This window comes from Chryseobacterium jejuense (genome assembly GCF_017877355.1).
In the GTDB taxonomy this organism is placed as follows: domain Bacteria; phylum Bacteroidota; class Bacteroidia; order Flavobacteriales; family Weeksellaceae; genus Chryseobacterium; species Chryseobacterium jejuense_A.
Window position 1 is genome coordinate 134,701 of sequence record NZ_JAGIPR010000005.1, and the last position, 21,287, is coordinate 155,987.

Below are 21,287 nucleotides of genomic sequence, written 5' to 3' on the forward strand. Positions count from 1 at the left end.
AACAAAAAAACCGCTTCTTAATTGAAGCGGTTTCTGTTTTATAGTGAATGAATTAATCATTAAGCTTTAATACAGCCATGAATGCAGATTGTGGAACTTCCACTCTTCCGATCTGCTTCATTTTCTTCTTACCTTCTTTCTGCTTTTCCAATAGCTTACGCTTTCTGGAAATATCTCCTCCGTAACATTTTGCAGTAACGTCTTTTCTTAAGGCTTTGATAGTTTCTCTTGCAATAACCTTCGTTCCCAATGCTGCCTGAACAGCAATATCAAACTGCTGTCTCGGGATCAGTTCACGAAGCTTCTCACACATTCTCTTACCAATATAATAAGCATTACTGTCGTGAATCAAAGATGAAAGAGCATCTACCATGTCACCGTTAATCAGGATATCCATTTTCACAAGCTTGGAAGCTCTGAATCCGATTGGGTGGTAATCAAATGATGCATATCCTTTAGAGATTGATTTTAATCTGTCGTAAAAGTCGAAAACAACTTCTGCCAAAGGCATATTGAAAATTAATTCAACTCTTTCTGATGTTAAATAACTTTGGTTAACAATCTCTCCTCTTTTCTCGATACATAAAGTCATTACAGCACCTACGAAATCAGATTTTGTAATGATAGAAGCCTTAATGAAAGGTTCTTCTACTCTATCCATTGTGGAAGGATCCATCATTTCAGACGGGTTGTTAATCAAAATCGGAACCTCAGGTTCTTTTTTAGTATACCCGAAGTAAGATACGTTAGGTACCGTAGTAATTACGTTCATATTGAACTCTCTGTCAAGACGTTCCTGAACAATTTCCATGTGAAGCATTCCTAAGAATCCGCAACGGAATCCAAAACCAAGAGCAGCTGAGCTTTCCGGTTCGAAAACCAAAGAAGCGTCATTCAATCTTAGCTTTTCAAGAGAGAATCTCAACTCTTCAAAATCCTCAGAATCAATTGGATAAATACCTGCGAATACCATTGGTTTTACTTCTTCAAAACCATCAATAGGACCGTCTGCAGGCTTCTCGAAAGAAGTAATAGTATCTCCTACTTTTACTTCACGAGCATCTTTAATCCCTGAAACCAAATATCCTACATCACCACACTGAATCGTTTTCTTTGGAACCTGCTTCAGTTTTAGAGTCCCCACCTCATCTGCGCCATATTCTTTTCCTGTTGCAAAGAATTTGATCTTTTCATTTTTGGTGATGCTACCGTTTACTATTTTGAAGTAAGCTTCAATTCCTCTGAACGGGTTGTAAACAGAGTCAAAGATCAAAGCCTGAAGAGGCCCATCAGGATTTCCTACCGGTGCAGGAATTCTTTCAACAATCTGCTCCAATAAGTGATGAACTCCTTCTCCTGTTTTTCCTGAAACTCTCAAAACATCTTCATATTCACATCCGATAAGATTCATGATCTCATCAGTTACTTCTTCAGGGTTCGCAGACGGAAGGTCAATTTTATTTAAAATCGGAATAATTGTTAAATCATTTTCCAATGCTAAATATAAATTACTGATCGTTTGTGCCTGAATGCTTTGTGCTGCATCCACAATAAGAAGAGCTCCTTCGCAGGCAGCAATAGAACGGGAAACTTCATAAGAGAAGTCTACGTGTCCCGGTGTATCAATCAGGTTTAGAATATATTTTTCTCCTTTATATTCATAATCCATCTGGATCGCGTGAGACTTGATGGTGATCCCACGTTCCTTTTCCAAATCCATATCATCAAGCGTCTGAGACTGTAGTTCTCTTTGAGTAACCGTATTAGTATACTCCAAAAGACGGTCTGCCAAGGTACTTTTACCATGGTCGATATGAGCGATTATGCAAAAATTTCGTATGTTTTTCATTTAAGAATCTTGTAATTTGCAAAGATAAAAAAAAGAGAGAGATTATTGTCTTTCATCATCTTATTGTATCAATTTATTTAAAATAAGTGATAAGAACTATCAATATAGCCGAGTATTTTCTCTTTAAATTAATTAAAAATATAACTTCCGGTTAATGAATCCAGATATACATTTGGCATTTCCGAAGTATCAACATTTTTACTTCTTCTACCAGGCCCAGAATCAATGGCTGCACCAATCACCGCTCCTATAATTCCTCCTGCCATCACTCCAATCATCGCTCCATTTCCATTATTGGCCGGATACAGTTCTGTTTTAGTAGCAATAACATAAAACCCTTTATCGTCTTTTATCATTTCTAGATATCCTACCGGGGTAGATCTGTAAGCTTTACCATTTTCTATATACCCAAATACCTCTTCATTACCAATAACCTCGTTGTTTATATTTGCATTAGTATCTTTAATATTGATTACTCTTCCTTTTTTATTTTTATCTGTAACGTAATTCGGTTCGGGTTTCTGCCCATAAAATGATCTGAAATCTTTATACACTCCGTCTTTTAATTCCGTGCTACCAAAAAGCAGAGAATTTTCAGTAAGATATTTCTCGTAATTCGTTAAATCTACTTCAGACATTGCACTTCCTAAAGGCAAGCTCACATAAGATTCCCTAATCATCCCGGTTACAACATTAGATATCTGGCTTGCGATATATTTAGGAAAATTGGAATCGGATGTGATAACGTTTTGAATACGGTTTAGAAAGTAATACTTATTGTTTCTTTTGATAAAACTTGAAAATTTAAATTTGATTTTTGTCATGGAAGTTTTTTCTTCCGGATCCTCATTATAAACCTTTAAGTCTTCCAGCATTAAAACAATATCATTATTACCTTTTACTTTGTTATCTTTTGAAAACCAATCTTCAATATACTTTTTCAAATCATCATTGGCAAATTTAAGAGTAAAGGTTTCTTTACGATAAGGTATATTTCCTATTTCTTTATCTGGTCTGTTATCAATAACTGTTATTGATTTTGTAGTTCCTTTTCGGTCTTTAATACTTTGCTTCAATTCTACTACTTCTGTTTTCTGTGCTGATAATGAAACCGCCATCATTAAGAAGAAAAATACTTTTTTCATTTATTATTTTTCCGGCAAAAGTATAGATTTAAAGGTAAAAATTAAACGGCTCTCACAAAAAAGGGTTGTAAGAGCCGTCTAACATTAAAAAAATAAACTATTATGGGTTTTGTTTAGGTCCCGAAGTATTATTGTGTACATGAGGTTTTCTTTCATTCATTTTATCTCTCATCATCCCCTCAGATTGAAACAGCTTCAGAACTTTCTGGCAGGGAATCACCTGCTGCATTTTCTCTGCATATCTTTTTCTGTTATCCAAAAGCTTCTGTCCTATTTCGAAGCTTTGCTGTAATTTAGCTTTGGCTTCATCGTCTGATAAAGTTTCAGGATTAAAGCCTGGATCAAACTGACTTTTTATCTGTTTCTGACTGTCAAGATACTCGTTATAAAGCTGTGTAAATTCTGCCTTATCTCCCGGATCTACATTCAGATTATCCATGATCATATTATTCCTGAATTTTTTAAGGAGTTCCTTTCTTTCTTCAGGAGAAAGATTGTTGATGACCTCCTTTCTTTGTTTAGGATCCATCTTTTTCCAGTCGTAATCGGTTCTTTGAGCATTTAAGCCAAGACTAAAACCATAAATAATAAAAAACGTCAATAGTATCTTTTTCATCTTTCTTTATTAATTATATAAATCCAAATAAACATCCTGAGTCGAGTTGCTCGCCAGTTCTGCAATTTCAGAATTGGAGAACGAATCCAGATATTCATTCATCCGTGTTTCTTCTTTTTTAGTTACAGGTTTCACTATTTTTTGTGAAACAGTTTTCTTGTCGTTTCCTCCTTCGCTTTTCACAGCAAAAGAAGCATTATTTTTCTGATTTCCAACTGTTTGATTATTATTTTCAACAGAAGTTAAATCTCTTTTCAACGTTTCATAAGCAAGCTCACCCTCCGTTGTAGGCTCTCCTTTATGATTGGCATATGTATCTTTTGAATTCAGATTTTTATCAGCCGAATCATTATTGACATTAAAAATAAAAGTTACGCCAAAGATCAAAGCCAATGATGCAGCGGCTGCATACATCCAATTTAACTTAAAGACCGGCGCAGGTGCTTCTTGCTCCGGCTTTATATCATTCATAACCCTCTCCTGAATATTTTCAAACAAATTTTCAGGGACTGTGTAAATGTTTTTACGTTCCAGTTTTTCTATGTCGAACTCTTTCATCTTTGTTTTCTCAAAAATTATCTTTCGTAATTTTCCTTAATATAATCTTCTATTTTCTGTTTGGCATAATGATAATTTGTTTTCAAAGTTCCTACCGACATATCTACAATCTTAGATATTTCTTCATAGGGCAAATCATCATAATACCGCATCATAAATACCAGTTTCTGCTTTTCCGGCAGGCTTTGTATGGCATTCTGCAGTAAAATTTGTATTTCTTCGGCATCTCCTTCCACATTATCAGCCACCAGGTTCTGCAAGTGATACTCCGGATCTTCATCTGTCTTCTGCATTTTCTTCAGTTTATTAACCTGCTGTAACGCTTCGTTGGTTGCAATCCTATACAGCCATGTATACAACTGGCTATCGTTTTTAAACTGATGAAAATTTTGATAAGCTTTAATAAAAGTTTCCTGCAAAGTATCCTGAGCAAGATCTCCGTCCACAATAATTCTTCGTATGTGCCAGTACAATCTGCTTTGATAGGCATCCATCAAGGCACGAACACCTTTATTCTGTGTCCGTGGATCCTGCATCAACGAAATAATTTCCGCGTCCTTAATCTTCATAAGATGCCTTTCACTGTTTTGGATTACAAAAATAACTGAAAGTTAAATTAAATATTCAATTTTCAATTTAAATATTAAAAATAATATGAGACAGTTACGCAATAAACGTGCCTCTATTTAGGTTTTGGGTTTCTGTACTGTTCTTCCTTTCCCGACTCGTCTTAAAATCTTATATTTGTTAGATGCAAATTGTAATAATCGGTTCCGGAAATGTGGCTTATCACATGGCAAAAGCTTTCAGTTTGAATGGCATTTCCCTTGCTCAGATTTTTGGGCGGAACGAAAAAGAATTGAGTAAAATCTCCGAAGAGCTGAGTATTCCTTGTTCTACGGAACATCTGGAAGATGCAGATTTGTATATCATCTGTGTAAGTGATAATTCTGTAGGAGAAGTCTCGAAAATGATTACCAAAAAAGATTGTCTGGTGGCTCATACTTCCGGTTCTCTTCCTAAAGAAACATTAAGCGGAGCATACAGAAAGGCTAGTTTTTATCCGTTACAGACCTTTTCAAAATCCAAAGAACTGGAATATGATAAGATCCCGTTTTTTATTGAAGCTGAGCACGAAGAGGATACCAGAATACTTTTTGAATTGGCAACCAGGATTTCAAAAAATGTAATGGAAAGCAATCATGAAAAAAGAAAATACATTCATTTGACAGCCGTTTTTGCCTGCAATTTTGTAAATCATCTTTTTTCAAGAGCTAAGGAAATTTCAGATTCTCAGGAAATCCCATTCGATTATTTTTTACCCCTGATTGAGGAAACCGTTCAGAAGATCCATGAAATAGAACCTAAACAGGCTCAAACAGGACCAGCAGTAAGAAATGACCTTAGGGTTTTAGAATTACATGAGCAGCTATTACAAAACGAAGAAAGTATTAGCATTTATAAGACAATGAATCATTCTATTCAAAAAATGTATGAGTTATAAAGAGAAATTAAAGGATATTAAGGCCTTTGTATTTGATGTAGACGGTGTTTTTACGGACGGGAGTGTCTATCTGATGCCGGGAGGAAATATGTGCAGGGTAATGAATGTACTGGATGGCTATGCCGTGGTTAAAGCCTTAAAAAACGACTATTTAATAGGAGTTATTACAGGAGGCAATGATGAAATGGTAAAACACAGAATCAATTATCTTGGTATCCAGGATTATTATCCGAAATCTCATAATAAAATTGAGGATTTTGAAGATTTTAAAAAGAAATATAATCTTAAAAATGAGGAAATTCTGACCATGGGAGATGATCTTCCGGATATTCATATCATGGAAAGTTCTGCTATTGCGGCATGTCCTGAAAACGCAGTTCCTGAAGTAAAAGGGATATCTGATTATATTTCTACGAAGAAAGGAGGAAGCGGTGCTGTACGAGACGTTATTGAACAGGTAATGAAAGTTCAGGGAAACTGGCATGATGATAACACCCAATCTGTATAACGGTACTTATGAAATTACTTTTAGCATCCCAATCACCAAGAAGAAAAGAACTTCTTTCCAGCCTTGGTTTTGAATTTGAAGTGGTAAAAATCGACTGTGAGGAAATTATCCCCGACTCTATTAAAATAGAAAATGCTGCGGCTTATTTATCTGAATTAAAGGCTGATGCTTTCAGAAGTCTGACGGCAGATGAAGTTTTACTGACTGCAGACACAATTGTAGCTATAGATCAGCAGATTCTGGGTAAACCAAAAGATGAGGCTGATGCTCAGAATATGCTTAGAAACCTTTCGGGAAGAACTCATCAGGTGTACACAGGAATTACCATCAAAACTGCAGCTAACACATTTACTGAAACGGATGTTGCAGATGTTACTTTTGATGAAATTACTGATGAAGAAATCCGGTATTATATTCAAAAGTATAAGCCTTTTGATAAAGCTGGAAGTTATGGGATTCAGGAATGGCTGGGAATGGCAAAAATTAAAAGCCTGACAGGTAGTTTTTATACTATTATGGGGCTCCCTACCCATCTTATTTACAAAATTTTAAAAGAGATCTCAGTTATTTAAAAATCATAACGGTTTCTGAACTCCATCAAAGATGAAATAAAATATTTCCGGAAGAAATATAAATATTATTCATTATAAAATTTTATTATTTTTACAAAATCATCAAACTGCTGATAATAAAAAGCAGATTAGCAAGTTATATTGAATAATGAAAAAGAATATATTGTTCCTTTTAGTGATTTGTCTCATTGCTTCCTGTGCTACCAAAACAAAGAAGCCGGAGCAGCGTTCAAAATTATTGAAAGGATTTTCCACATATTATAACACGCTGTTTAATGCCAAGGATGCCTTAAACAGTGAATTTACAGCCAGAGATAAGGGACATAAGGACAATTTTTATGCGCCTTATATTCCTATTCTTACGTTTGAAGAACAACCTTTAGGAAGTGACTTAGGGCAATCGACAGCTTTTGCAGAAAACTCCATGAAAATGGCAGAGGTTGCCAACAGACCATCCGGGAGAAACTCCGGAATTCCGAATATGCCAAACGGCCCGGTAAATGATTCTTCCAATCCTGATGGAGGCGCTCCAGCTAAAGGAGCAACCACTCTGGAAATTGCTGAAGCTAAAGCATTAAAGGCCATCAATAAATATTCTGTTACCAGAAATGGGGAAGAAAAAAATAAGCAGATTTTTGATGCTTATATCATCTTGGCCCAATCCAGAATCTATAGAAATAAACCGTTGGAAGCACTGGATGCCCTTAATTATCTTTTCACTCGTATGAAGAATGATAAAAGGATTCCATTGGCAAGAATTTATCAGGGTGTAGCTTATGATAAAATCAAAGACTACCACAGAGCTCATGAAACTTTTGCGAAGCTAAAGAGTGACGGAATCAATAAGACTTACTCCAAACTGCTGAGTATTTATTATGCTGAATCACTTTTGGATGCCGGAAAAAAAGAAGATGCGGCCAAAGAACTTGATGTGGCTTTTGAACTGAACTCCAACAGAAAACTGAAGAGCAGAATTGCTTACTTAAGAGGTCAGGTTCTTGAAAATCTGGGACAAAATGACAAGGCAAGAGAAAGCTATACAGCTGCCTACAAATATTCCAATGATTTTGAATTTGAAGTAAAATCTCAGATTGCCATTGCCAAAACTTTCAATGGTAAAGGAGACTACAACGGAGCAAAAAATTATCTGGAAGGAATCAGTAAAAAAGGAACTTATGGTTCCAGGAAAAATGAATTTTACTATGCTTTAGGACTTATGGCCAATAAAGCAGGAAAGCAGGATGAAGCACAGCAGTTTTTCAGAAAATCCTTATTTGAGAAGGTTTCTGACCCTCAAATCCGCGGGTTGGCTTATTATGAAATAGGGAAAAGTTATCTTGAAAAGAATGATTATATCGGTGCCGGAACTTATTATGATTCTGCCCTTGCCGTAATGACCTATGAGCCTTCAAAGATTTTATTAAAGGATCAGTCTGCATACATTAAAAAGATTTCTAAGAACTATTATCTGATTAAAAAGAATGACAGTATCCTTTCTTTAGCCAAGATGGATAATGCTCAAAGAACTGATTTTTTCTCTAAACATATTGCCAAATTAAAGATCAAAGAAGAGAAAGAGGAACAGGAAAGAAAACGTGCAGAACGAAACAAGGGATTTGATACCGGAGATTATAATTCAAATTCTATTTTCGCCAATAATAATTCGAGTTCATTTGAAGATTTTGGAGTAACTACAAAAGGTTTTTATTTCAACAATACCGGAACCATAAGTAAAGGAACTTCTTCATTTAAGCAGGTATGGGGAGAAAGAGCGCTTTCTGATAACTGGCGTTTTTCTAAGAAAATGGCTTCTATTGAGGATATGAAAAGTGAAGCTCTTGGGGTAACAACTGCTCCTAATCCGAGACGTTTTGAACCGGCTTATTATATTGAGCAAATTCCAACGAATCAGGAAAAACTTTCACAACTTAAAAAGGATAGAGATACTGCATCTTTGGGTCTTGGTATTATGTATCAGAATTATTTTACCAATACTCCTCTGGCTACCAAAACTTTGTATGATCTTGTAGATGTAAAACCGGAAGAAAAGGTAATGCTTCAGGCATTGTATGAGATTTTTGCCATGAATTATGAGCGAACTCCTCAGGCTGCGGAAAGAGCAAAACAAATTCTGTTAGCCGACTATCCTTATACTTCATACGCTGAATTTGCAAGAAACCCTAAAAATAATTCCTTCGTAAAATCAACAGCAGATGTAGAGAATGAGTATAAAAAGGCCTATGCTTTATATGAATCTGAGAAATTTGTGGAAAGTAAGGAGGTTATTGACCAAACGATCCAAAAGTATCCGAAAGATGCTTTAGTTCCAAAATTATATCTCTTGAATGCTTTTAATACTGGAAAAGCCAGCGGTAAGGAAGTAATGATCCTTCAGCTCGAACAGATTGCTCTAAACTATTCCAAAACACCAGAAGGAATAAGAGCTAAAGAAATGCTAAATTATCTGAAAAGTGACCTCAGCTTCCAGGCTACCGACAATAAAGGAAATTCAGTTCCTCAACAGCCGGGCTCTCCTACCCCATCTGCTAACAAAAACAAAAATATTCCGGATATGGCAAATGGTCAGCTTAATAGCCAAGGAAATTTAAAAGTCAACAATTCTGATGTCAAACAGGTACAACCTATGCCAACAACAGAGAATATGATGAACAATACTCCTCAACAAAAATCTGATACCCCTAAAAGAAGGAACAAGAATATCCCTGATGGGCCACAAAAACAATAAAACAAAAAAGCGAAGACTAGATCTTCGCTTTTTTTATATATTTTTTTCTCAGATTGCTTAGAATTCTATGACCCCTTTTTCTTTACCCCATGGAAATCTTTAAGATAAAAAGGTTCGAAATAAGCCATATTTTCAAATTCTTTCTTTTCTATTTTCTCCAGAGTCTTTTTAATCAGGTATTGTGCGGATGGATAAATATCTTCCCTAAAGTCTGCATTAGGTAGATTTAAAATATCTTTGGCCTTCTTAGCACCATCTCCTACAAAGACTACTTTCTTATCTCTGAATTCTTCAAAAGAAGTTTCATCTAAAATTTTTGCTTCAGTTACAGAGATTTCCTTTCCTGTAGAACCGTCATAAACGGCTGTATAAACCTCCATTCTCCTTGCGTCTATCAATGGCACTATAAATTCATAGTTTTGTCCTAAAAAAGGCTCTATCATGCTTTCAAGAGAATTAATAGCAATAAACGGAATCTTCAGTCCGTAACAGAACCCTTTTGCAGAAGCGGCCCCAATTCTTAATCCTGTATAAGAACCTGGCCCTTTTCCTAATGAAACGGCTTGAATGTCTTTCAGTGAAATTCCTGCACCTTCCAGAGCCCATTCTACGTAGGTATGAAGGCTTTCAGATTGTTTATAGTTTTCAGAAACCTCTTCACATACGCATAGCAGCTTTTCGTTATCTGATACGGCTACTGAACAGTTTTTAGATGATGTTTCAAGATATAGAATTTTCATTTTCTTGTTTTAAGCTAAAATGGCAACCTTGCAGAAAGGCAAAATCGCTTTTAAAATTTTCTGCAAATTTAGTCCTTTATTTTGATACTATTTTTTATAGATCGTTCTTGGTTCAGCCTGAGCACTTGGGTAGATACACATGTCAGCAATGGTAACGTGTTTTGGAGCATTAACACAATATGCAATAGCATCTGCAATATCCTCGGCTTTTAAGGCTTCATAACCCGCATATACTGTTGCAGCCTTTTCACTATCTCCTTTGAATCTTACCAATGAAAAATCTGTTTCTACAGCTCCCGGTTGAATATTGGTTACTTTGATTCCGAATTCAGTAAGCTCCAGTCTCATTCCTTCAGAAATAACGTCTACTGCTTTTTTGGTAGCACAGTACACTACTCCATTGGCATATGTTTGTCTTGCTGCCACAGAACTAATATTCACAATATGACCTAAATTTTTAGTTTTCATCTCGGGAATAATCATTTTAGAAACATAAAGGAGTCCTTTCACATTACCGTCAATCATAGAATCCCAGTCATCTGTCTTTCCAGATGAAAGTGGATCCAGTCCATGGGCATTCCCAGCATTATTAATCAGAACATCAATATCTTTCCATTCTTTGGGAAGCGAATTAATTGCAGTTTCTACTTGTTCAAGATTCCTGACATCAAACTTTAAACTAAATATTTCGGTAAATTGAGATAATTCGTCATTTAAAGATTTAAGTACATCCTCTCTCCTTCCACAAATGATTATTCTGTTTCCTTGCTTTGCCAGAAGTTCTGCAGTGGATTTACCGATACCGGAAGTAGCCCCGGTGATTAATATTGTTTTCATAAAACTGATTATTTATTTAATGTAACAATGTATCAGTCTAACAATTTACCAATGCCCGGATATTATCTGTTACACTGATATTTTGCTACACTGATACATTATTTATTGTTATTTTATATTTGATTAATTTGCATCCAATGCCTGGAAAGCATCGATTATATGATCTATTATTAAGTTTTTGTTTTCATCAGGCAAAACAGATATGATATCAAATCTCACCTCATTCTGCTTATCAAATTTTTCCAAATAATGGTTCGCTGCCAGGACAATGGATCTGATCTTTGTTTTGGTTACTGCTTCCTGAGGCAGCATAAAGGCATCAGTTGATCTTGCCTTCACTTCAACAATGATGATTAATCCATCCTTTTCAGCAGTGATATCAATCTCTGCTTTCTGAAATCTGAAGTTTCTGGCCAGAATTTTATACCCGTTTTTCTGAAGATAGTCAGCAGCCATATCTTCAGCTATCTTTCCAAAGTCATTATGATCTGCCATATCTTATACATTCAATAAGTGAATAGAAGGGTAGTAGTCTTTAAAACTCAATCTTAACTTTAGTATCGGTCTTTATTTTAACGGTTCCACCAATTAAAAGTGGTCGGTTGTCTTTGATATGTCCATTAGGGAAACCAAATACTACAGGGAATTTGTATTTTGAAATTCTTTCGGAGATCATTTTATAGACAAATTCGTCAAAGCTGGATTCATATTCTTTATTCTCTTTTTCATCCCCCATATTGGTCATTCCACCTACGATAAGTCCTTTGATCTTATTGAAAACACCTGCCAATTCAAGGCTCATAATCATACGGTCCAGAGCATAGAAGTTTTCTCCGATATCTTCGATAAATAAGATTTTATCTTTAAAGTCAAAGGAATACTTTGTTCCCAGAAGCGCATAGATAAGGGCTAAATTTCCTCCAACCAATTCTCCTTCAATATTCCCCTTTTTATTTAATGGATGATATTTTAAGCTGTATTTAGGCGTTTTGCCTTTTAAAATATCGAAGATCAGATCATAGCTTTCATCAGTCACACCAAAACTGGATGTTTTGATGGTCTGCCCATGAATGGAAGCAAAACCTTTTTTCAACAGATAGCTTTGAATAACTGTATTATCAGAATATCCAATGTACCATTTCGGGTTTTCTGTAAAGTTTTTCAATTTCAGATGCTGAACCAGGTGCTGACATCCGTAACCGCCTCTCGAAGCCCAGATTGCACCAATCTCTTTATCGTTTAAAGCCCAGTTGATATCTTTTATTCTTTCCTTTTCTGTTCCGGCGTAATTGTATCCGTTTGAAAATTTGGTGTAAAGATGTTCTCCCAAAACAGGTTCAAATCCTTTACTTTTAATCAATTCTATTCCCTTTTCAAGTTGAGACACATCTACGGCTCCTGCAGGGGAAATAACAGCTATTTTGGCTCCTTTTTTAAGAGCTTTTGGAAAGATAATTTTTTTCATTTTGTTTGTTGATATTTTACTTCTTTTTTCTCAGCTTCTTCCAGTTGTCTGTCAAATTGATTGAACTTTTTAAAGCTCTGCAGGAAGATAAAGAAACTGAAAACAATAAGAATTACTCCTACAACCCTTCTGATCCTATTGGCCAGTTTTTGGGTAAGTTTATCGTGAAACTGTTTCGCCAGAAATATTTTGGCAAGGTCAATCCCCAGATAAGTTCCTATTACAATGCTTATATATAAAATAAAACTGCTGGTGTCCGGATATTGATTCCTTACGGAAATTACCGTTACCAGCCAGAAAAGGATGACTCCAACATTTAAAAGGTTAAAGAAAAAACCATTGAAAAAGGTTTTAATATAGTTCTGGCTAATGATCTTGTCTTCACCGGGCATATGCATTTTGGTCTTTGTAACCAGCATCACAATCCCATAAACAAAAATCAGAATAGAAGTAATCCTATAAAACCCCGGATGTTTGTCTATGAGGGTAACAATATCTGCACTAGCATAATAGGCTGCTACAATACAAAGTAAATCTGCAGTAATTACTCCAAGATCCAATGACAAGGCATGTTTTGGGCCTCTTGAGAAACTGGTCTCTATTAACAGGAAGAATATAGGCCCTATAAAAACCAGACTCAACATGAATCCTAAAATAACGGCAGATAGTACAAGTTCAAGCATTTAATAAATTTTAAAATGAAAAAAATTTCATTCCGTTTTATACAAAGTTATACTTTATGATTTAATTATTCAATAAAGATGTGATATATCAACTTTTATTTTAACTGCTATTTGTGACAAATTTTTTAGAAAGGAAGCGGGAAGCGGGGAGAAGGGAAGCTATGATAGTTTGAAAAAACTACGGTAATTTAAAGCATTATTTTTTTTAACTTTCAAAAAAATAAAGAGGTTATTCCTATTTCGGAACAACCTCTTTTTATTGCTATTTTTTGAATTACTTACATTATTCAACAATCTTAAAGTCCAATTGTTTTTGGATCAGATTTGCTTTTACAACTTTGATCTGAACCTGATCTCCCAACTGGTATTTATTTCCGTGTCTTACTCCGTATACGGCATGTGTTTTTGCATCATACATATAAGAGTCATCTACTAGATCTCTTAATTTGATAAGACCTTCAGCTCCGTTTTCAGGAATTTCTACCCAGAATCCAAATTCTGCTACTCCGGAAATAACTCCTGTGAAAGTTTCGCCAAGATGTTTTTCCATAAATTTCACCTGCATGAACTTGATGGAATCTCTTTCTGCATCAGCCGCTAGTCTTTCCATAGAACTGCAGTGTTTTGCTTTTTCTTCCAGTTCAGATCTGCTTGGAGATTTTCCTCCGTCCAGATAATGTTGAAGAAGACGGTGAGCAAGCAAATCCGGATAACGACGGATAGGAGAGGTGAAGTGGCTATAATAATTAAATCCAAGTCCGTAATGTCCGATAGGTTCTGTAGAATATACCGCCTTACTCATACTTCTCATAGCAAGGGTTTCGATCATATTCTCTTCTCCTTTTCCTTTTACATCGTGAAGAAGTTTATTCAAGGATTCTGCAACTTTTTTGGTATTAGCCAGATCCATCTTATATCCGAATGTAGAAACAAAATCTCTTAATGATTCCAACTTAGCAGGATCCGGATCATCGTGAACTCTATAGATGAATGTATTATTAGTGATTTCTCCTTTTCTAGTTAAGGAAATAAACTCAGATACCTTTTTGTTCGCTAAAAGCATGAATTCCTCAATCAGGTGGTTGGAGTCTTTGCTAATCTTAAAGTATACTCCGATTGGCTGATTATTTTCATCCAAGTTGAATCTTACTTCACTTCTGTCAAAAGTAATGGCTCCATTTCTGATACGCTCGTTACGCATGATCTTAGCCAATCTGTCAAGAACATTGATTTCCTCAGCCAAATCTCCTTGGCCAGTTTCAATACGTTCCTGAGCTTCTTCATAGGTAAATCTTCTGTCTGAATGAATTACTGTTCTTCCAAACCATTGCTTTTGGATTTCTGCCTGATCGTTCAGTTCAAAAACCGCAGAGAAAGTATATTTATCTTCATGCGGACGAAGAGAACACACATCATTACTCAATACTTCCGGCAGCATTGGAACCACTCTGTCTACTAAATAAACCGAAGTTGCTCTCTGGTATGCTTCATCATCAAGAATTGTCCCTGGAACTACATAATGGGAGACATCAGCAATGTGAACCCCGATTTCCCAGTTTCCGTTTTCCATTTTTCTGATAGATAGCGCATCATCAAAGTCTTTCGCATCTTTAGGGTCAATGGTAAATGTACAAATATTACGCATATCCCAACGTTTTGCTACTTCTTCATCCGTAATACTTCTGTCAATTTTATCTGCATCCTGTTCTACTTCCTGTGGAAACTCATAAGGTAAGCCGTATTCTGCAAGAATAGAGTGGATCTCTGTTTCATGTTCTCCGGGAACACCCAGCACCTGTGTGATTTCTCCTTCAGGATTTTTATCTCCGGGTTTCCATTCTGTCATCTTTACAATAACCTTATCTCCATCCTCTGCATTATTGAATTTTGTCTTCGGAATAAAGATATCTGTATTGATTGATCTTTTGTCGCAAACCACAAACCCAAAATCCTTGTGAGCCACCTTTTGAAAAGTTCCCACAAACTCTGTTCTGCTTCTCTCCAAAACCTCCAAAACAGACCCTTCCAGTTTCTTCCCTTTATAATTATAAGTTATAATAAGAACCTTATCTCCCTGTAGGGCATCCTTTACATTTTTGGCGTGAACGAAGACATCATCTTCAATTCCCTCAACATTTACGTAAGCATTTCCACTTTGGTTGAAATCTATAATTCCGGTTAATGTTCCTGCAATTTTCAGGTTTACAATATACTTTCCTCTTTCTACTTCTTTGATCTTTTCAGATCCTTGAAGCTTATGCAGTGCCTGGATTACAAGTTCTCTTTGTCTTGGATTTTTGTAATCTATTCCGTCGGCAATCTGCTTATAATTATAAATTTTTGATGCGTTAGCATTCATGAAACGAAGGATCAGTCTTCCGATTTCCATCAGTTTCAAATCATTTTTATGACTTATATATTTTCTTTTTTTTGGCATTTTAATTTTTTTAATTACTTAAGTCGCTATATTCTGAAGGTGAAATTTCGTTAATTCCGGACTTCTTAAATTCAAAATAATAGTCTTTATTATTTACCCAAACTCCTGCTTTATTTTTATTCACTTTCGTAGACAAAGCTATAAAATCTTTGTCAGGACTTTGGATGTCTTCTATATTATTATATATGTTTTTTACAAAGTTCTTTTTTACATTTTTTAAGGTATCCTGATCTATTGCTTCTTATAATTTAAAACAATTTATCATTAAAAAAATACTACAGAAACTTTTATTCTTATCAAATCTTAATGTTTAATTTAATCTTATTATTCTAAATCTACTTTATAACGGAAGCTTTAGTTTTGTATAAATTTAATACAAATTTGGAGAAGAAAAGAGAAAAACCTTTTATAAAATATCTTTTAAATATTACAAAGGTTCAGGAGAAGTATAGAATGTAATTTCTATTGAACACTGCAAATGTACAAATAAAAAATAAATAAGGCCTGCAATCAAATTACAGGCCTCAGTATATTTAGCAAACAGCAATTTTATCAACTCTGTTCTGGTGTCTTCCACCTTCAAATTCTGTTGAAAGAAATTTGTCTACAATTTCAATCGCTAGTTCCTTTGATATAAACCTTGCCGGCATGGAAATCATATTCGCATCATTATGCTGTCTTGCCAGTGTTGCAATCTCCGGCATCCAGCAAAGTGCACATCTGATCTTCTGATGTTTGTTCGCAGTAATCTGAACCCCGTTTCCACTTCCACAGATCAAAATTCCCAGCTCATTTTCTCCGTTTTCCACAGAGGTTGCAGCAGGGTGGACAAAGTCTGGATAATCCACACTGTTTGTGGAAAACGTTCCAAAGTCTTGAACCTCAAATTTTTCTGAAAGATAGTTCTTAACAATCTCCTTATATTCATAGCCTGCATGGTCCGCTGCGATAGCAATTTTTCTTTTCATAATACTCTTATTAAGCTTTTTTAGATTTTATTTCCTTACAAAGGTAAGAATAATAACAATTCGTGTTAGTAAACCGTGAGTTAATTGTGAAAAGGTATGTTAATAACTGTGGAAAACTTTTTTCAACTTTCTATTTTCAAAGATGAAATTATTTCGTAATAGAAAATCTTTCCGAAAGTTTTTCCCAGAACTTTCCAGATCTTTTCTCAAACTATCCCCAGGTTTTTCCATAATAAAATAACTAATAATGCTTTGTTCACAAAGTTATCAACAATTGTGAATAAGTGCCTGAATATACAGGTTTACAGAGATTTATATTGTGAGTTATTTATGAGTTGTATACTAGTTGAGTATTATCAACTTTATGCCTAAAACTTATCCCCGTTACTAACAATACATAACAACAACTACATTATTTTTTTTTATAAAGAGAAAAGAATTGTTGATTAATGGGTGATTGGCTTCGGGGAAAGTTTTTGAAAACTTTTATTTCGATCAATCTGTTGAAAAAGTTTAAAACCTTACATTTGTGAAACGAAAAATCAAAGAAATTTATGAAGTTGACCCCTGCCGCAATTTGCTGAAATGTAACCTGCCCGAAAGAGGGAACTGCATGAAATCTTGAAAAAAAATAAATATAAAAATGAAAACAATTAACGACTTCAATTTTAAAGATAAGAAAGCTCTTGTAAGAGTTGACTTCAATGTTCCACAGGATGACCAGCTGAATGTGAGTGATAATACCAGAATTGTAGCGGTGAAACCAACCGTTGAAAAAATCCTTAAGGATGGCGGTTCTGTTATTTTAATGACACACCTTGGAAGACCAAAAGGAGAGGTGAAGGATGAGTTTTCTCTAAAACATATTATTGGTGAAGTTTCAAATGTTCTTGGACAGGAAGTGAAATTCGTTGATGAATGCATAGGAGAGAAAGCTGAGCAGGCTGCTGCAGATTTGAAGCCAGGTGAAATTTTATTACTGGAGAATGTTCGTTTTCATAATGAAGAAGAAAAAGGAGATGAAGGTTTCGCAGAGCAGCTTTCTAAATTAGGAGATGCTTATGTAAATGATGCTTTTGGAACGGCACACAGAGCCCATGCTTCTACAGCTGTTATTGCTAAATTCTTCCATTCAACTAAATTCTTCGGTTTGCTAATGGCTAAAGAGCTTCAGGCAATAGATAAAGTTTTGAAGAGTGGTGAGAAACCGGTTACCGCTATCTTGGGTGGATCTAAGGTTTCAACTAAGATTACCATTATAGAAAATATTCTTCCTGCGGTAGATAATTTGATTATCGGAGGTGGAATGGCTTTCACATTTATTAAGGCATTAGGAGGTAAAATCGGGAACTCATTAGTAGAAGAAGACAAACTTCCTTTAGCATTGGAAATTTTAGGAAAAGCAAAAGAACATAAAGTAAAAGTATACCTTCCGTCTGATGCTATCATTGCTGAAAGTTTTAATAATGATGTTGAAAGAAAAGAAGTAGATATCTATGCAATTCCTGAAGGATGGATGGGGTTGGATGCTGGTCACAAATCAAGAGATCAGTTCAACGATGTATTGTTAAATTCAAGAACGATTCTTTGGAATGGGCCAATTGGTGTTTTTGAAATGTCTCACTTTGCCGGAGGAACTATTGCTCTTGGAGATAGTATTGCTGAAGCAACAAGATTAGGGGCTTTCTCTTTAGTTGGAGGTGGTGACAGCGTTGCATTCGTTAAGCAATTCGGATATGCTGATAAAGTAAGTTATGTTTCTACAGGTGGGGGTGCAATGCTTGAAAGTCTTGAAGGACTTGAGCTTCCTGGTGTAGCTGCAATCAACAATTAATAGAGAATAAAAATTCAATATTTGAAGTCTGCTAATATTATTAGCAGGCTTTTTTTAGCTTAAATTTTCATTGAGAAATCCTGAATTGGGAGAGTGTTTTATAATTTTTAGATATAACCTAAGGTTATATTAAGTGGTATGTTTTGATACACTGAAAGTTGCGTTTTCATGTCTATGAATAAAGGAAAATTCCAACAATTGATCTTTATATTTTGGGAGAATAAGTAGTATTTAATCACATAATTTTCTCTGTAAGGTATTGTCTATTCTGTTTGAATTTTATAATTTTTTGAATGGTAGAAGAACAAGTTCTGATCGCTTAAAATTATTTTTTACATGATATTTTATCAATCTTTAAATGTTTTTTTAGTAGTAAAAAAATAATTTTTATCATTTTAATTTTAATGTTTCATACCGAAAATATAGAAGCTGTTAAACCTCATTTCCTATTAAAATTATTATAAATGCATCTTGAGTAATTGTAGAAAAAAGTAGTCTTTAGAGTTTATTTTTGAATGTATGCTATGGTAATATTGGGAGAGGTATTTATGATTTTTTTGATATTTAGTCTTAGTGATTTGCAATTATTATACTTTGAAATATTTAGGATTAATCTTAATACAGAATTTATAGAGTAATTACAAAACGTAAGGATTTGTGAAGGGGTAAAAATAGAGTAGACATTATAAGGGACCCAAACCCATATTCTTCATTCTGAACTTTCTTCGGTAAGTATATTTTTGATGCTGGATGAACAGTGTATATCAAATTTGCTGGCATAACTTTAACTGTTTTACTAGTAAATAAGAAATGACTTAGTAATCTGATTTTTAATCGTTAATATGATAATTCAATACATTGCCATTTTTTATTTCCTGAATATTGCTTTGGCTTAATTGTATGTTGTTTTTGTTAATATATTTATTTGTATTTCAGTGTTTTAGCTTTATTTATTGGTGTATTTATTTATTTTTTTTACCAATTATGTACTTGTTTTTTTCTTGAAATTTACTTTTATTTTTCTTTCCATGATATCTGTATTTTAATTATCTGTAAAACAGTGTTTAAACTTACTTTTTAATGATTTTAAATTTAAAATATAAGCTTAAAACAAGTGGATTTGCATTTGAATGAGATTTTTATTTTTTAAAGGCTATGAAAAATACAACGTATTTTTTATTTCACGTATTTTGCCTTCCTAAGAGAATCAAAATTTTTTTCTCCAGTTGGATTTTCTTTACAATTATTTTTCAAACTCTCAATATTGAGAGTTTGAAAAATATCTGACCTTCATAAATTCTGCTTAAACCGAATTACTGATTTTGTATGAATTATTTTTTGATCTTTACTGAAAGAAATAAGGACAGTTAATTTGTAAAGATTTTTCGAACCCTTATTTTTTAGAGATAAGCCTTTTCATTTTTATAAAAGAGGAAAGAAATTTTTTTTTCTTAAAACTGGCCATTCATTTAATGTGTAGTGAAAATTTAAATTTTATTTTTGAGGGGTGTCAGGATTTTATTTTAGCTTTCTTTGATAAAACCTCAAAAAACGGCTTTTATAAATGTGGTAAAAATTGAAAAACTATAATTTTCCGAGTCTTTGTATGTAAATTGAAAATAACAGCTTAAATGAGGTGTTTTTGTTAGAATTGATGTTCTGAAATCCATTTTTTAATCTTTGTGAGGCTAATTTCTCTCCTTTTTTAAATGAGTAAGTTTTTAGACATTGTATTTTTTGTTGATACTGATTTCGTCACTTTAAAAAAATGAGTTCTGTTAAAAACGGAGTAGGGGAGTTTGAAAAATTGTTTTTTGAAATTTGTTTTTAATTTTTGAAATAAAAACTGAGAGTATCATATATAAGAGGGTTTTCAAAAAATAAAAACCCAGGATATAAATTTCCTGAGTTTTTTAAATTTTTTGCTCAAAGCGCTGAAAATGGCTTTCAGAAATGGCTTAAAAATCGATTATCTATCTTTTTTCGATAACATATATCAAACTCGAAAATTCGTTCGAAAAAATGGCTTTTATGTTCGAAATTGTTCCGTATATAGTTGCTTTTAGCCAGAATAGAGGAGATTTTTTATATTTTTCGCTTAACATGGAGATGTAGTAGGAATCAAGAAACAAAGGTTTGATCTTTCTCATTTTCCAGTCCGGTTTTTTAGAAATCAGATTTTCCATTCCATTTTTAGAAAAATGATAGATGTGTCTTGGTACATCATATGCTGCCCAATACTCTTTATAATGTTTCGCATCATAAGACGTAGGGTTGGGGACTGCAATAATAAGGAGTCCTTTGTCTTTTAATTTTCCATGAAAAATACTCAACATTTCATCCTGGTTTTCTACATGTTCAAATACATGCCACAAGGTAATTGCATCTAAACTTTTATCTTCAATTTTTTGAATATCATCCAGAATCTTGGCTTTTGTTATTTTTCCTTGAGCTGCTTTTCTTGCGTCTGCATCAGGTTCAAAACCGAAAGTTTCAAAATCATTTTCTATATATTTTACAAATTCTCCGGCACCGCATCCATAGTCTAATACTTTAGCTCCTTTTTGAATTCTGTCAACAAGAATGTTTTTCTTGTATTGCAGATTAAAGGACTGAAGAAACTTGTATAATTTTTCTTTCAGGCTTCCGGAATCCTGGTGATGGGAAATGTAATCTTCACTTTCATAGTATATGGAAATATTGGATGGGATAGGGGAGGTTTTGTATACTCCCTTGGTTTCTGTTTCTTTAATTTCAAATATTTCCTGTGAAAGAAAATGATCTTTTATTTTCATTGAATTCGCTATCTGTTATATTAAAAAATA

The 21,287-nt window shown here is 34.2% G+C and carries 18 protein-coding genes; 5 read left to right on the forward strand and 13 right to left on the reverse strand.

Annotation, left to right across the window (positions count from 1 at the left end):
* Nucleotides 1-52: 52 nt before the first annotated feature.
* The 5 genes from lepA to J2772_RS11895 all read right to left on the reverse strand — a co-directional run bounded on the left by lepA (nucleotide 53) and on the right by J2772_RS11895 (nucleotide 4,737).
* The gene (gene lepA, locus J2772_RS11875; protein WP_209916879.1) at nucleotides 53-1,849 is read right to left on the reverse strand and encodes a translation elongation factor 4; all 1,797 of its coding nucleotides are present in this window, start codon (nucleotides 1,847-1,849) and stop codon (nucleotides 53-55) included.
* A 128-nt stretch (nucleotides 1,850-1,977) separates the two neighbouring features.
* Complete coding sequence (locus J2772_RS11880) at nucleotides 1,978-2,994, reverse strand: hypothetical protein (protein WP_209916880.1); 1,017 nt, start codon at nucleotides 2,992-2,994, stop codon at nucleotides 1,978-1,980.
* A gap of 100 nt (nucleotides 2,995-3,094) precedes the next feature.
* Entirely contained in the window at nucleotides 3,095-3,610 is a 516-nt protein-coding gene (locus tag J2772_RS11885; protein WP_129058895.1) for a hypothetical protein, read from the reverse strand.
* A 9-nt stretch (nucleotides 3,611-3,619) separates the two neighbouring features.
* On the reverse strand, nucleotides 3,620-4,168 hold the full coding sequence (locus J2772_RS11890) for a hypothetical protein (RefSeq protein WP_209916882.1): 549 nt from the start codon (nucleotides 4,166-4,168) through the stop codon (nucleotides 3,620-3,622).
* Between the two features lie 17 nt (nucleotides 4,169-4,185).
* The gene (locus J2772_RS11895; RefSeq protein ID WP_209916884.1) at nucleotides 4,186-4,737 is read right to left on the reverse strand and encodes an RNA polymerase sigma factor; all 552 of its coding nucleotides are present in this window, start codon (nucleotides 4,735-4,737) and stop codon (nucleotides 4,186-4,188) included.
* Nucleotides 4,738-4,919: 182 nt separating this feature from the next.
* On the opposite strand from J2772_RS11895, the gene J2772_RS11900 reads away from it, so the two are divergent.
* From J2772_RS11900 to J2772_RS11915, 4 genes are all read left to right on the forward strand, one after another.
* Nucleotides 4,920-5,672, forward strand: a complete 753-nt coding sequence (locus J2772_RS11900) for a Rossmann-like and DUF2520 domain-containing protein (protein ID WP_209916891.1) — start codon at nucleotides 4,920-4,922, stop codon at nucleotides 5,670-5,672.
* A complete protein-coding gene (locus J2772_RS11905; protein ID WP_209916894.1) occupies nucleotides 5,662-6,180 on the forward strand; it encodes a KdsC family phosphatase in 519 nt (172 codons plus the stop codon). Before J2772_RS11900 ends, J2772_RS11905 begins: the two co-directional genes overlap by 11 nt.
* A gap of 8 nt (nucleotides 6,181-6,188) precedes the next feature.
* Nucleotides 6,189-6,752 (forward strand): Maf family protein, encoded by a 564-nt coding sequence (locus tag J2772_RS11910; protein ID WP_209916896.1) that lies wholly within the window; start codon nucleotides 6,189-6,191, stop codon nucleotides 6,750-6,752.
* A 148-nt stretch (nucleotides 6,753-6,900) separates the two neighbouring features.
* Nucleotides 6,901-9,498 carry a tetratricopeptide repeat protein gene (locus tag J2772_RS11915; RefSeq protein ID WP_209916898.1) on the forward strand — a complete coding sequence of 866 codons (2,598 nt, stop codon included), beginning with the start codon at nucleotides 6,901-6,903 and terminating at the stop codon, nucleotides 9,496-9,498.
* A 65-nt stretch (nucleotides 9,499-9,563) separates the two neighbouring features.
* Here J2772_RS11915 and tsaB read toward each other — a convergent pair whose 3' ends face one another.
* The 7 genes from tsaB to rpiB all read right to left on the reverse strand — a co-directional run bounded on the left by tsaB (nucleotide 9,564) and on the right by rpiB (nucleotide 16,628).
* On the reverse strand, nucleotides 9,564-10,238 hold the full coding sequence (gene tsaB / locus J2772_RS11920) for a tRNA (adenosine(37)-N6)-threonylcarbamoyltransferase complex dimerization subunit type 1 TsaB (protein WP_209916901.1): 675 nt from the start codon (nucleotides 10,236-10,238) through the stop codon (nucleotides 9,564-9,566).
* Between the two features lie 87 nt (nucleotides 10,239-10,325).
* A complete protein-coding gene (locus J2772_RS11925; RefSeq protein WP_209916903.1) occupies nucleotides 10,326-11,075 on the reverse strand; it encodes an SDR family NAD(P)-dependent oxidoreductase in 750 nt (249 codons plus the stop codon).
* 123 nt (nucleotides 11,076-11,198) lie between these two features.
* Nucleotides 11,199-11,570: a YraN family protein gene (locus tag J2772_RS11930; protein WP_209916905.1), complete on the reverse strand. Its 372-nt coding sequence runs from the start codon at nucleotides 11,568-11,570 to the stop codon at nucleotides 11,199-11,201.
* A gap of 40 nt (nucleotides 11,571-11,610) precedes the next feature.
* Nucleotides 11,611-12,540 (reverse strand): LD-carboxypeptidase, encoded by a 930-nt coding sequence (locus J2772_RS11935; protein ID WP_209916907.1) that lies wholly within the window; start codon nucleotides 12,538-12,540, stop codon nucleotides 11,611-11,613.
* A complete protein-coding gene (locus J2772_RS11940) occupies nucleotides 12,537-13,223 on the reverse strand; it encodes a LysE family translocator (protein WP_209916910.1) in 687 nt (228 codons plus the stop codon). The genes J2772_RS11935 and J2772_RS11940 overlap by 4 nt, the downstream gene beginning before the upstream one ends.
* Before the next feature lie 283 nt (nucleotides 13,224-13,506).
* On the reverse strand, nucleotides 13,507-15,660 hold the full coding sequence (gene rnr / locus J2772_RS11945) for a ribonuclease R (RefSeq protein WP_209916912.1): 2,154 nt from the start codon (nucleotides 15,658-15,660) through the stop codon (nucleotides 13,507-13,509).
* Nucleotides 15,661-16,193: 533 nt separating this feature from the next.
* A complete protein-coding gene (gene rpiB, locus J2772_RS11950) occupies nucleotides 16,194-16,628 on the reverse strand; it encodes a ribose 5-phosphate isomerase B (protein ID WP_066695165.1) in 435 nt (144 codons plus the stop codon).
* Nucleotides 16,629-17,271: 643 nt separating this feature from the next.
* On the opposite strand from rpiB, the gene J2772_RS11955 reads away from it, so the two are divergent.
* A complete protein-coding gene (locus J2772_RS11955; RefSeq protein WP_209916914.1) occupies nucleotides 17,272-18,462 on the forward strand; it encodes a phosphoglycerate kinase in 1,191 nt (396 codons plus the stop codon).
* A gap of 1,973 nt (nucleotides 18,463-20,435) precedes the next feature.
* Here J2772_RS11955 and J2772_RS11960 read toward each other — a convergent pair.
* Entirely contained in the window at nucleotides 20,436-21,257 is an 822-nt protein-coding gene (locus tag J2772_RS11960) for a class I SAM-dependent methyltransferase (RefSeq protein WP_209916916.1), read from the reverse strand.
* Between the last annotated feature and the right edge of the window lie 30 nt (nucleotides 21,258-21,287).

What these genes read in the sequence shown, in the direction of transcription:
- J2772_RS11940 (WP_209916910.1), bottom strand. Translation starts at nt 13,223, where the DNA reads ATGCTTGAACTTGTACTATCTGCCGTTATTTTAGGATTCATGTTGAGT.
- J2772_RS11915 (WP_209916898.1), top strand. Translation starts at nt 6,901, where the DNA reads ATGAAAAAGAATATATTGTTCCTTTTAGTGATTTGTCTCATTGCTTCC.
- tsaB (WP_209916901.1), bottom strand. Translation starts at nt 10,238, where the DNA reads ATGAAAATTCTATATCTTGAAACATCATCTAAAAACTGTTCAGTAGCC.
- rnr (WP_209916912.1), bottom strand. Translation starts at nt 15,660, where the DNA reads ATGCCAAAAAAAAGAAAATATATAAGTCATAAAAATGATTTGAAACTG.
- rpiB (WP_066695165.1), bottom strand. Translation starts at nt 16,628, where the DNA reads ATGAAAAGAAAAATTGCTATCGCAGCGGACCATGCAGGCTATGAATAT.
- J2772_RS11955 (WP_209916914.1), top strand. Translation starts at nt 17,272, where the DNA reads ATGAAAACAATTAACGACTTCAATTTTAAAGATAAGAAAGCTCTTGTA.
- J2772_RS11895 (WP_209916884.1), bottom strand. Translation starts at nt 4,737, where the DNA reads ATGAAGATTAAGGACGCGGAAATTATTTCGTTGATGCAGGATCCACGG.
- J2772_RS11930 (WP_209916905.1), bottom strand. Translation starts at nt 11,570, where the DNA reads ATGGCAGATCATAATGACTTTGGAAAGATAGCTGAAGATATGGCTGCT.
- J2772_RS11910 (WP_209916896.1), top strand. Translation starts at nt 6,189, where the DNA reads ATGAAATTACTTTTAGCATCCCAATCACCAAGAAGAAAAGAACTTCTT.
- J2772_RS11935 (WP_209916907.1), bottom strand. Translation starts at nt 12,540, where the DNA reads ATGAAAAAAATTATCTTTCCAAAAGCTCTTAAAAAAGGAGCCAAAATA.
- J2772_RS11900 (WP_209916891.1), top strand. Translation starts at nt 4,920, where the DNA reads ATGCAAATTGTAATAATCGGTTCCGGAAATGTGGCTTATCACATGGCA.
- J2772_RS11960 (WP_209916916.1), bottom strand. Translation starts at nt 21,257, where the DNA reads ATGAAAATAAAAGATCATTTTCTTTCACAGGAAATATTTGAAATTAAA.
- J2772_RS11890 (WP_209916882.1), bottom strand. Translation starts at nt 4,168, where the DNA reads ATGAAAGAGTTCGACATAGAAAAACTGGAACGTAAAAACATTTACACA.
- J2772_RS11880 (WP_209916880.1), bottom strand. Translation starts at nt 2,994, where the DNA reads ATGAAAAAAGTATTTTTCTTCTTAATGATGGCGGTTTCATTATCAGCA.
- J2772_RS11905 (WP_209916894.1), top strand. Translation starts at nt 5,662, where the DNA reads ATGAGTTATAAAGAGAAATTAAAGGATATTAAGGCCTTTGTATTTGAT.
- lepA (WP_209916879.1), bottom strand. Translation starts at nt 1,849, where the DNA reads ATGAAAAACATACGAAATTTTTGCATAATCGCTCATATCGACCATGGT.
- J2772_RS11885 (WP_129058895.1), bottom strand. Translation starts at nt 3,610, where the DNA reads ATGAAAAAGATACTATTGACGTTTTTTATTATTTATGGTTTTAGTCTT.
- J2772_RS11925 (WP_209916903.1), bottom strand. Translation starts at nt 11,075, where the DNA reads ATGAAAACAATATTAATCACCGGGGCTACTTCCGGTATCGGTAAATCC.